Genomic DNA, 10,636 nt, shown 5'->3' on the forward strand with positions numbered 1-10,636 from the left:
CGCGGCGCGCCCTCCGGACGGCCGGGCGCCACCGACGGCGACGGGGACGGGCAGCGGAGCGCCCCGGTGCCGCGTCCGCGCCGCCACGCCGAGTCCGTACGCCACGCCTACTACCCCGGGCGCCGGATGAACCTCGGCGTCGTCCTGCTCCCGCTGCGCATCTTCCTCGGCTTCATCTCCGTCTACGCGGGGATGGGCAAGCTCTCCGACCCCGTCTACTTCGACGGCGGCGAGCGCGGTTCGATGGTCACCTGGCTGCGCGCGCTGCACCCCTGGCCGTTCGCGGAGCCGCTGCGCGACCTGGCGCTGGAGCATCCGGTGGGCGCCGGGCTGACCGTGGCGTTCCTCCAGATCGTGGTCGGGGTGCTCACCGTGCTCGGGCTGTGGCAGCGGCTGGCCGCCTCGTTCGGCGCGCTGCTGTCCGCCGCGCTGATCCTCACCGTGAGCTGGCGTACGGTGCCCGTCTACGACGCGCCCGACATCATCTACCTCGCCGCCTGGAGCCCGCTGGTCATCGCGGGCGCGCCGGTCTACTCGGCGGACGCCCGGCTCGCCGGTGAGGCATGGCGGCGGCTCGGCCCCCGGGCCGAACTGTGGGAGCTGCGGCGCCGGGTGCTGCGCCGCGGCGGTGTGATGGCGATGGTGGTCGCCGGGCTGACGCTGCTGGTGGGCTCGATGCTGGGCACCGCCGTACGGTCCTCGGAGGTCGTGAAGGCGCCGGAGCCGAGCGATCTGCCGACGAACAACCTGCCCGGCTCGCCGCTGCCCAGCAAGTCCGTGGAGAGCCCGCGCGGCGGGCAGCGCGGGCCGATGGGCACGGGCGGCGGATCGGCCGAAGCGCCGTCGCCGCGTGAGCGGCTGCCGCACCGCCCCAAGCCGTCCGCCTCGGCGTCGACGTCCTCCTCCGGGGTGCCGAGCGCGACGGGGCCCGCGTCCGGCACGTCCGACCGCCCCAGCAACGGATCGCGGCCGCGCCCGGGTCTGGGCACCACCCCCCGCTCCCCGCGCCACCCCCTGGCCCCGACGGCGGGCCCGTCGTCGCTGGGCGGCGCGGGGGGAGGGATGTCCGCGGGCGGCCCGGAGGGTGGCCCGCCGGAGGACAACACGCCCAACGACAGCGCCCCCGCCGCCGAGGAGGCCGCCTTGGGCGGCCTCCTCGGCTGAGCCGGAGCGGACGGGGCACGGCCCCGGGCGACCAGCGAGCGGGCGGCGGGCTGGTGCCCGCGCTCAGCACCGCGTAGCCCGCGGGCGGACGGGGAGTCCGTGGGGGTAAGCCCTGGGGGCAGGCCCGTGCGGCGGGTCCGTGGGCGGGTGGCGGCTCGTGCCCGGGTTCAGCAACTGGTTCGGCTGCGAGCGGGCAGTGAGTCCGCAGGGGGCTGAGGGACCAGCGAGCGGGCGGCGGGCTGGTGCCCGCGCTCAGCACCGCGTCGCCTGCGGGCGGACGGGGAGTCCGTGGGGGTAAGCCCTGGGGGCAGGCCCGTGCGGCGGGTCCGTGGGCGGGTGGCGGCTCGTGCCCACGCTCAGCGCCGCGTCGCCCGCGGGCGGACGAAGAGCCTGTGGCGGCAAGCCCGTGCGGCGAGTTAGCAGGCGGGTGGCGGCCCGTGCCCGGGTTCAGCAACTGGTTCGCCTGCGAGCGGGCAGTGAGTCCGCAGGCGGACGAGGGATCGGCGGGCGGACGACGCCCGTGCCCGCGCTCAGCACCGCGTAGCCCGCGGGCGCGGGGACGACGGTCCCGCGGGTCGACGACGAGCCGCGCTCAGCACCGCCCGAACCCCCGAGCAGTGGGCAGAGCCTCCGGGCAGCGGGGCATCCGAGCACCTGAGCACCGGGCCCCGGAGCGTCCGCGCGGCCGGGCACCTGAGCAGCGGACCCCCGGAACGTCTAAACACCGAGGCTCCCGAGCACGGGACCGCCGGAGCCTCCGGGCAGCGGGGGCACCCGAGCAGCGGGCCTCGGAGCGCCCAAGCACCGGAGCAGCGGGGCTCCCGAGCACGGGACCGCCGGAGCCTCCGGGCAGCGGGGGCACCCGAGCAGCGGGCCTCGGAGCGCCCAAGCACCGGAGCAGCGGGGCTCCCGAGCACGGGACCGCCGGAGCCTCCGGGCAGCGGGGGCACCCGAGCAGCGGGCCTCGGAGCGCCCAAGCACCGGAGCAGCGGGGCTCCCGAGCACGGGACCGCCGGAGCCTCCGGGCAGCGGGGGCACCCGAGCAGCGGGCCTCGGAGCGCCCAAGCACCGGAGCAGCGGGGCTCCCGAGCACGGGACCGCCGGAGCCTCCGGGCAGCGGGGCACCCGAGCAGCGGGCCCCGGAACACCCGGGCAGCGAGGCTCCCGAGCGCCTGAGCAGCGGGCCCCGGAGTACCGGGCAAGCGGGGGCACCGAGCAACCCGAGCAGCGGAGCCCCCGAGCATGGGACCCCGGAGCCACCGGGCGGCGGAGCCTCCGAGCAGCGGGGCACCCGAGCACCGGACCCCGGAGCCCCCGGGCAGCCGGGGGCCCAAGCACCGGGCACGCCCCGCAGCCCCGGGGCACCCGAGTACCCAAAGCCCCCGAGCACCGGACCCCGGAGCCTCCGGGCATCCGAGTGTCCAAGCCCCCCGGGCACCCGAGTGCCCAAGTCCCCGGGCGCCGGAGCCCCCAGGACTGGGAGCCCCCGCCTGCCCCGCAGCGGCGCTCAGGCGTGTGGGACCGGGGTCGTTTCGAAGGGGCCGTGGCCGTGGGGTGGGGGGCCTGAGGCTAGTTCCTTGGCGGCTTCGGTCAGGTCCTTGGCGGTGTCGATGGCTCGCCAGTACGCGCCCTGGGGCAGTGGGAAGCCCGCCAGCCGCCGTTCCCGCGCCAGGCGCGGGAAGGTGGTGCGTTCATGGTCGCCCCGGTCGGGCAGCAGCGCGGTGAAGGCGGCGGAGAAGACGTAGACGCCCGCGTTGATGAGATACGGCGAGGGCGGCGACTCGATGAAGTCCAGGACATGCCCGAACTCGTTGGTCTCCACCGCGCCCCACGGAATCCGCGGCCGGGCGAGGGCGAGCGTGGCGGTGGCCCCGCGTTCGTCGTGGAAGTCCGCCATGTCGCGGAGGGAGAAGCGGGTCCAGATGTCGCCGTTGGTGGCGTACCAGGGCCGGTCGGGCTCGGGGAGCCTCGCGGCGGCGAACTTCAGGCCGCCGCCGCGCCCCAGCGGCTCCTTCTCGACGACGGTGCGCACCCGCAGCGGCAGGTCCGCCGTCTCGAGCCAGTCCTGGAGGACGGCGGCGAGGTGGCCGCAGGAGACCACGGCGTCGGTGACGCCCTCGGCGGCCAGCCAGGCCAGTTGATGGCCGATGATCGGGGTCCCGGTGCCCGGGATCTCGACCATCGGCTTGGGGCGGTCGTCGGTGTACGGACGCAGCCGTGAGCCCTGGCCTCCGGCCAGGACGACGGCTTGTGTGGGGCGCGCGCTCTGGTGGGGATGCCCGGGTCTGCGCTCGTCGTCATCGCTCATGAACCGCACCATATGCGGTGGGAGGACCGCCGCAGGCGGAGCCGGAGCGGGAACGGCGGCAAGAGCGGGAAGAGCCCGGGCGGTACGGGCCCCGGCGGAAGCCGCGCGGCCTCGGCGGGACGGGTGACGCGGTCAGCGGTACGCCTGGGTGATACCGGACGCGAACGAGGTGTCGCAGACGGGCCGGGCGTACGCCTGGGCGCGGCCCACACCGCCGTACTTGGCGACCGCGGCGCGGCCGAGCGCACGGGCGATGGAGGCGCAGTGCTGGGCGAGCGAGGGCCGTTCGGCCGTCGCGGCCTGGAGGTGGGTGAGCGCCACGGAGGGGTTCTTCTCCTGGAGCTCGGCCAGCAGCCGGTCGCGCAGCAGCTCATGCGGGGCCCGGTGGGTGGCGTGGGTGGACGCCCGGTCGGAGGAGGCGGTGAGGATCTGCGACTCGGCGCTCGGCGAGGCCCAGGGGACGCGGGTGACCGCGAGGGTGCCGGAGAGGACGAGCACGACGGGGAGGACGAGAGCGAGTGTTCTGCCGATACGGCGGGCTGCGGTGTTCACGGGGTAGTTCCTCGCGGGTGGGTGGTACGGGACTGCGGTACGCGGTGATCGTAGCGAGGAGCGACGATTTGGCGACATTCCGTCACCAGGCTGGGTGATGGAAAACCACCCTTGGTGGTTGGAGGGTTGACGCTCGTGGTCGAAATAGTCGAAATGTCAGGGAATTTATCGACAACGCAACAACGCAACAACGCAACAACGCGGCAACGCGGCAACCGCCCCTCCCCGCAACGCGGCAACCGCCCCCGCATGACACGGCAACCGCCCCCGCGCGACGCAACAACCGCCCCCGCACAACGCGACGGCGCCGTCCGTCCGCGTGCAGCGGACGGACGGCGCCGTCGGAACGACTGACGGGCCGGCGGCCTCAGTCGGTGAGCCGCTCCCCGGTGGAGGTCGAGAAGACGTGCATCTCGCCCGGCCGCGGCACGACGTGCAACTGCGCGCCCTTCTCCGGCACCTGGCGCCCGTTCACGCGGACGACCAGGTCCTTGTCCTCGCCGCCGACCTCGGCGGCGCCGTAGACATAGCCGTCGGCGCCGAGTTCCTCGACGACGTTGACGGTGACGGCGAGACCGGCCGGGGCGTCGTCGGACGCCTTGGTGAGGGCCTTGGCGGCGCCGCCGTTCTGCTCGACCACGTCGAAGTGCTCGGGCCGGACGCCCACGGTGACCGTGCGGTCGCCCTTGTCGGCCGCGGCGCTCAGCGCCTCACGCGAGACCGGGACGACGCTGTTGCCGAACTTCACACCGCCGTCGGTGATCGGCACCTCGACGAGGTTCATCGCCGGCGAGCCGATGAAGCCCGCGACGAAGAGGTTGGCGGGGCGGTCGTACATGTTGCGGGGCGAGTCGACCTGCTGGAGCAGGCCGTCCTTCAGCACCGCCACCCGGTCGCCCATGGTCATGGCCTCGACCTGGTCGTGGGTGACGTACACCGTGGTGATCCCGAGCCGCCGCTGAAGGCTGGCGATCTGGGTACGGGTCTGCACACGGAGCTTGGCGTCCAGGTTGGACAGCGGCTCGTCCATGAGGAACACCTGGGGCTCCCGGACGATCGCCCGGCCCATCGCCACCCGCTGCCGCTGACCACCGGACAGCGCCTTCGGCTTGCGCTCCAGGTACTCGGTGAGGTCGAGGATCTTCGCCGCGTCCTCGACCTTCTGCCGGATCTCGGTCTTGTTGACGCCGGCGATCTTGAGCGCGAAGCCCATGTTCTGGGCGACGGACATATGCGGGTACAGCGCGTAGTTCTGGAACACCATGGCGATGTCCCGGTCCTTCGGCGGCAGGTGGGTGACGTCCCGGTCACCGATCCGGATGGCGCCGCCGTTGACGTCCTCCAGTCCCGCGAGCATCCGCAGGGAGGTGGACTTGCCGCAGCCGGAGGGGCCGACGAGGACGAGGAACTCGCCGTCCTCGATGGCGATGTCGAGCTGGTCGACGGCGGGCTTCTCGGTGCCCGGGTACACCCGGGTCGCCTTGTCGTACGTGACAGTGGCCATGGCGATCTGTCCCTTCACCGGCAGGAACGTGCCGGACGATCCGAGTAAAGGAGGGGTCTAGTCCACCGGAGGTGGATTGGCGTGACGCTATACCGCAGAGGGCGGCCCTGTCTCTAGGCGGGAGCCGGGAATTTTCGAACGGATCACGTCCCGGGGGCGGGTACACTGCTGGGGACGCCGACTTAGCTCAGTTGGTAGAGCACCGCTCTTGTAAAGCGAAGGTCGTCGGTTCGAACCCGACAGTCGGCTCTGAGCCCGGGCAGCGATCCACGGCTGAATGACGAAGCCCGCCATCGACGATGGCGGGCTTTCGTGACGGGTGAAGCGCGTCGTCCGTGACCGGACCGGCCGGTGTCGCGGCGGCCGTCCGCGGCCGGGCGGGCGGTGGCACCTCCCGGAGGGTTCCGCGCGGGCGTTCGGGCACTCGCGCCGTGTGCGGTGAACGCGGGGTGAACTTTCCTCGGCGCCGCCTTCTTCACCTCCGGTGTTGCAGCATGTTCCGCATCTGAGAAGTCTTCGCGGCCCGTCGCATTGCAGCTTCCTGCACCGGATGTTGCCTTCCGAGATTGAGTACGTTGATATGGTCTCGACGGATCGGATAACCCGTGCGTTCTTGGCGACGGGTTCTCGACGGCCACCGGTCGGTGGTCGCCGGACAGGGGGCAAAATGCATGAGCGGGAGTTCCGCGCTTTCGTATCCATCGCAGAGATAGGGCGTATGGATCAGGCGGCCAAGGCGCTCGGCTATTCACAACCGGCCATCAGCTACCAAATCAAGTGCCTCGAGCAGATGCTGGGCACCAAGCTTTTCACTCGCGACTCCACCGGTGCGCAGCTCACCAGGGAAGGTCGCATGATTCTTCCGTCCGCACGTGCGGTGCTCGCGTTGATCGACAGCATGAAGGGCGTCTGCGCCGCGGCCTGACGCATGCGGCAATCGCCACTCCGGTCCGGATTGTGGCGACCGTCACCCAGGAATCAGGAACTCCTCATGTGGATGTTCGCCACATGGTTTGGAGCGGCATGACCTGCTGGTTCGCGGCCTGTCGGAGTCATTCTCCGATTCCCTATGATGGCTGGCAGTAACAGGACAGACACCGCCCGGACGCTCGCTGAAAGCCTCCTGACCGATGCGTACAGTGATGATCGCGACGGTGGCGGCGGCGGGGCCCGGGGGGCGCGCTACAGCTAGCTGACAACTTCGGGGGTTCGCGTGGCGGGGCCAAGGGGGGGCGTTAAGGGGGCGGCCCACCTGCTCTTTCTGGGCCAACTCGGATGCATTGACTGGCGTAGGAGTGGGAACTACTGTCGGCCGCGCATCGATGATTGAAGTGTTCCGTCTTTCAACCTTTATCGACGGGACATACCTGGCCATTCAGGGGGATGGTCACTCACTTCAACCTCCCAGCCGCATCCCGGGCCTACCGGTCCGAGGTCCGCTGGTGATCGTTGTGTCATAACGGGGGTAATTAGCGTGGCAGGTTTGGCGATGGCGCCTGTTTCCGCGAGAGCGGGGGAACAGGCGGCGATAGGCGCGGCTTCGGGAGCCGGCGGCCCCGAACCGGGGCGTGACGGTGTGGTGCAGGCACTGCTCCAGGCCCGTAAATTGATCGAATCGACGGTGAATCTGCACCGTCGCACCGTGGCCCGGCACGCCGTGGTGACGATGAAGGGGAATGACGCGGCCGTCGCGAACGCCGTGGAGGCGATCGTCGACCGGGCCCGGCACGGCATCAGCATCGCGCTCCCCGCCGGCGGCGACCGGGCCGAGGTCATGCTCTCGGCGCTGCGCCGGCTGAACGGGCCGGACCATGAGCGCATTCCGGTGCGGCTGCTGTGCACGCCGGGTTCGCTCGCCGACCCCGCGATCCGGGCCGCCCTGGAAAGCGGTGTGAATACGCAGGTCAAGGTCGTCGACGCGGTCATGGAGATGCTGATCGTGGACGGCGGCGTGGCGATGGTCCGGTCCTCCGCGGAGCGCGGGGGAGGGGATGTGGTGTCGGTCATCGAGGACACGGCGTCCGTCCGGGCCCTGGATCTGCTGTTCGCCGGTGCGTGGTCGGGCGCGGTGCGCCCCGCGGAGCACCGCTGGATCAGCGAGCGGCTGCGTACCGAGTCCGCCCGGCGCATCCTGGAGCGGCTCTGCAAGGGCTACACCGACGATGTCGCGGCCCGTGAGGTCGACGTCTCGTTGCGCACCTACCGGCGCCATGTCGCGGAGATCATGCGGGCGTTGGGGGCCAATTCCCGGTTCCAGGCGGGGGTGCGGGCGGTCGAGCTGGGTCTGCTGTCGACGGCCGACTGACCCGCCCGGCGGCGCGGTGCGGCGCGGTGCGGGTCGGGCCGCGCCGCTGGGCGGACACGAGCGGGTGTTCCGCCGTTGATACGCGATGAAGAACTCACACGGGGGTGAGTGGTGTGCCATCCGGGATGTCCGAGAGCGCTTCGGGCAGCAGCCGTCGAGAGGTCGACCTCGTTCCGGTCGAGGCCGCCGACGAATTCGAACGGGAGCTGCTGGAAGTCAGCGCGCTCCTGGCGTCCACGGTGGACAGACGCCGCAATCAGCTCCACCGCGACTCCCTGGTGGACGTCATCGACGCCCATGAGGACGCCGTCGAGACGGCGGCGCGGCTGGTCACCCATGCCACTACGCGCGTCGATGTGGTGCTCGCCGCGGAGCCCGCGTACTCCGAGGCGGTCCATGAGGCCCTGACCGGGCTGCTGTCCGGTGCGGCGCGGAAGACCTCCCGGGTGCGGCTGCTGTGCACGCCCTCGACGCTCGACTGGCGGTTCGTCTCGGCGCATGCCGCCGAACCGCGGGTACGGACCCGGGTGGCCCGGATCCCCGCGCTGGTGGCCGTGATCGCCGACAACGAGCACGCGCTGGTGTGCGCCGCGTCGGTGGCCGGCCGCCGGGCCTCGGTGGTCCGCGCCCCCGGTGTCATCCAGCCGCTGGTCGCGCTCTTCGACGGGGTGTGGCGCAACGCGGTCGAGGTCTCCGACCGCATCGAATTCGGCGACAAGACGCGGGCGGATATCGCACAGCAGATACTCGAGCGGTTACGGGCCGGGGTGACCGATGAGGTCGCGGCCCGGGAACTCGCCATGTCCGTACGCACTTACCGCAGATATGTCGCGGAGATCATGGCGTTACTCGGGGCGAATTCACGATTTCAGGCCGGGGTGCGCGCCGCGGAACTCGGTCTGCTCATCTCGCAATCCCCCGGCGAGCGACGGTGATACGCCATCGCATTTTTTTCAGTTGCCCACGGCAGCTTCATGACGGGCCGTTGCCCGGTGCGTCGGGGCACGGCTAGAACTGGCCGCAAGGAATGCGGGCGGGTCACCAGGGCGACGGGGGATCGGCCGACGATGACGAGGAGGTGCGTGGAGAAGATGGCCGTCGGCATCGACAGCAAGTGGTTCCGCAGATACGGGGCCGAGGCGGCGCCGCGCAGGCGGCTGGTCTGCCTGCCGCACGCGGGGGGTTCCGCCGGGTTCTTCCACGGCTGGGGGACCGCCTTCGACTACGGCGTGGAAGTGCTCGCCACGCGCTATCCGGGCCGCCAGGAGCGGCTCGTCGAACCGGGCATCGACCGCATCGAGGATCTCGCGGACGAGGTCACCGCGGCCCTGCTGCCCTTCGCGGACGTGCCGTTGACCCTCTTCGGCCACAGCATGGGCGCGTCCGTGGGGTACGAGGTCGCGCTGCGGCTGGAGAGCCGGTACGGCATCCGCCTCCAGGCGCTCTTCGTCTCCAGCCGGAAGGCCCCGCACAAGCTGACGCCCCGGACCACCTACCTGGACGGCGACGAGGCGCTGCTGGAGGAGGTGCGGGGGCTCGGCGGCACCGACGGCGCGCTGCTGGACGACCCGGATCTGCGCGAGGTGGTGCTGCCCGCGCTCCGGGCGGACTTCAAGGCGGTCGGGACGTACGGCCCCCGTAGCGCGGCGCCGGTCAGTTGCCCGGTGGTGGCCCATGTCGGGGACGGCGACCCGCATATCACCGCGGAGGACATGGCCGCCTGGGGCGAGGTGGCACCGGCCGGTTTCGAACTGCGGGTGCTGCCGGGGCACCACTTCTACCTGGTGGAGCAGCGCGACGCCGTCGTCCGCGCGCTCGCCGGGCATCTGGGCTGAGCTCATGGCCCACTCGACGATGACCTCACCGCCGCTGATGAGCGGAGTGGGCGTACTCGACAAGGCGTCGCTGCTGCTGGGCGTGTTGGAGGGCGGTCCGGCCACACTGGCCCGGCTGGTCTCCGACACCGGTCTGAAACGGCCCACCGCGCACCGGCTGGTGCTGGCCCTGGAGCGGCTGGGACTGGTCGCCCGCGACGGGCACGGGCACTACGCGCTGGGCCCCCGGCTGGGCGACATGGTCGTCGAGGCCCGCCAGGACCGGCTGAAGGCCCAGGCGGGCCCGGTGCTGGCGCAGGTGAGCGCCCGGACCGGGGCGAGCGCCCGGCTCCACCGGCGCCGCGGCCGGATGCGGATCTGTGTGGCCGCCGCCGAGGCGCTGGGCGGTGAGCCGATGCCGGTGGGCACCGCGTTTCCCATGAAGTCCGGGGCGGTGGCCCAGGTGCTGCTCGCCTGGGAGGAGCCGGAGGTGCTGTACGAGGCGCTGCGCGGGGCCCGGTTCACCGCGGCCATGCTCTCCGGCGTACGGCGGCGGGGCTGGGCGCAGAGCGTCGGGGGCTGGGAGCCGGACACGGCGACCGTATCGGCGCCGGTGCGCTCCCCGGACGGCCGGGTGATCGCGGCGCTGTCGCTCTCCGGGCCGATCAGCCGGGTGGGCCGCGATCCGGGGCATCAGCTCGGCTGTGAGGCGATCGACGCGGCGGTGCGGATCGCCGAGTTGTCAGGTTGCTGACGCCTCGCGGACGGCGGGGCGGGGTGGGACGAGGGCGGGGGTGGTCGGGCCGAAGCCCGCCAAGGACACCAAGGAGAAGTACGACAAGGCCCCGCTGGCCTCGGGCCCGTACAAGGTCCGGAACTTCAACGACACCGAGGCCGTGGGGAGGCAGCAGTGCGGCAGGTGGAGTTCGGGATCCTCGGACCGGTGGAGGTGCGCGTGGACGGGCGGCTATTGCCCGTCGACGGCGCCA

At 72.1% G+C, this 10,636-nt stretch carries 10 protein-coding genes and 1 tRNA gene; 8 read left to right on the forward strand and 3 right to left on the reverse strand.

Features of this window, described 5'->3' with window-relative positions:
• On the forward strand, positions 1-1,164 hold a 1,164-nt coding region (locus tag KN815_RS38735), incomplete at its 5' end, for a DoxX family protein (protein WP_216346496.1).
• Positions 1,165-2,671: 1,507 nt separating this feature from the next.
• On the opposite strand, the gene KN815_RS38740 is transcribed toward KN815_RS38735, so the two are convergent.
• From KN815_RS38740 to KN815_RS38750, 3 genes are all read right to left on the reverse strand, one after another.
• Complete coding sequence (locus KN815_RS38740) at positions 2,672-3,472, reverse strand: nucleotidyltransferase family protein (protein WP_216346497.1); 801 nt, start codon at positions 3,470-3,472, stop codon at positions 2,672-2,674.
• Positions 3,473-3,604: 132 nt separating this feature from the next.
• Positions 3,605-4,024, reverse strand: a complete 420-nt coding sequence (locus KN815_RS38745; RefSeq protein WP_216346498.1) for a hypothetical protein — start codon at positions 4,022-4,024, stop codon at positions 3,605-3,607.
• Positions 4,025-4,391: 367 nt separating this feature from the next.
• Complete coding sequence (locus tag KN815_RS38750) at positions 4,392-5,528, reverse strand: ABC transporter ATP-binding protein (protein WP_216346499.1); 1,137 nt, start codon at positions 5,526-5,528, stop codon at positions 4,392-4,394.
• 176 nt (positions 5,529-5,704) lie between these two features.
• Between KN815_RS38750 and KN815_RS38755 the strand changes: the two genes are divergently transcribed.
• From KN815_RS38755 to KN815_RS38785, 7 genes are all read left to right on the forward strand, one after another.
• Positions 5,705-5,777: transfer RNA gene (locus KN815_RS38755), tRNA-Thr, on the forward strand.
• A 418-nt stretch (positions 5,778-6,195) separates the two neighbouring features.
• A complete protein-coding gene (locus KN815_RS38760; RefSeq protein ID WP_014061570.1) occupies positions 6,196-6,453 on the forward strand; it encodes a LysR family transcriptional regulator in 258 nt (85 codons plus the stop codon).
• 651 nt (positions 6,454-7,104) lie between these two features.
• Positions 7,105-7,833: a helix-turn-helix transcriptional regulator gene (locus tag KN815_RS38765; RefSeq protein ID WP_253209503.1), complete on the forward strand. Its 729-nt coding sequence runs from the start codon at positions 7,105-7,107 to the stop codon at positions 7,831-7,833.
• A 125-nt stretch (positions 7,834-7,958) separates the two neighbouring features.
• A complete protein-coding gene (locus KN815_RS38770; RefSeq protein WP_216346500.1) occupies positions 7,959-8,768 on the forward strand; it encodes a helix-turn-helix domain-containing protein in 810 nt (269 codons plus the stop codon).
• A gap of 156 nt (positions 8,769-8,924) precedes the next feature.
• On the forward strand, positions 8,925-9,668 hold the full coding sequence (locus tag KN815_RS38775) for a thioesterase II family protein (protein WP_216346502.1): 744 nt from the start codon (positions 8,925-8,927) through the stop codon (positions 9,666-9,668).
• A 4-nt stretch (positions 9,669-9,672) separates the two neighbouring features.
• Positions 9,673-10,401, forward strand: a complete 729-nt coding sequence (locus tag KN815_RS38780) for an IclR family transcriptional regulator (protein WP_253209504.1) — start codon at positions 9,673-9,675, stop codon at positions 10,399-10,401.
• 40 nt (positions 10,402-10,441) lie between these two features.
• The coding region (locus KN815_RS38785; protein WP_216346504.1) for a hypothetical protein at positions 10,442-10,636 on the forward strand (195 nt) is incomplete at its 3' end.

This window comes from Streptomyces niphimycinicus, from assembly GCF_018883605.1.
Taxonomy (GTDB): domain Bacteria; phylum Actinomycetota; class Actinomycetes; order Streptomycetales; family Streptomycetaceae; genus Streptomyces; species Streptomyces niphimycinicus.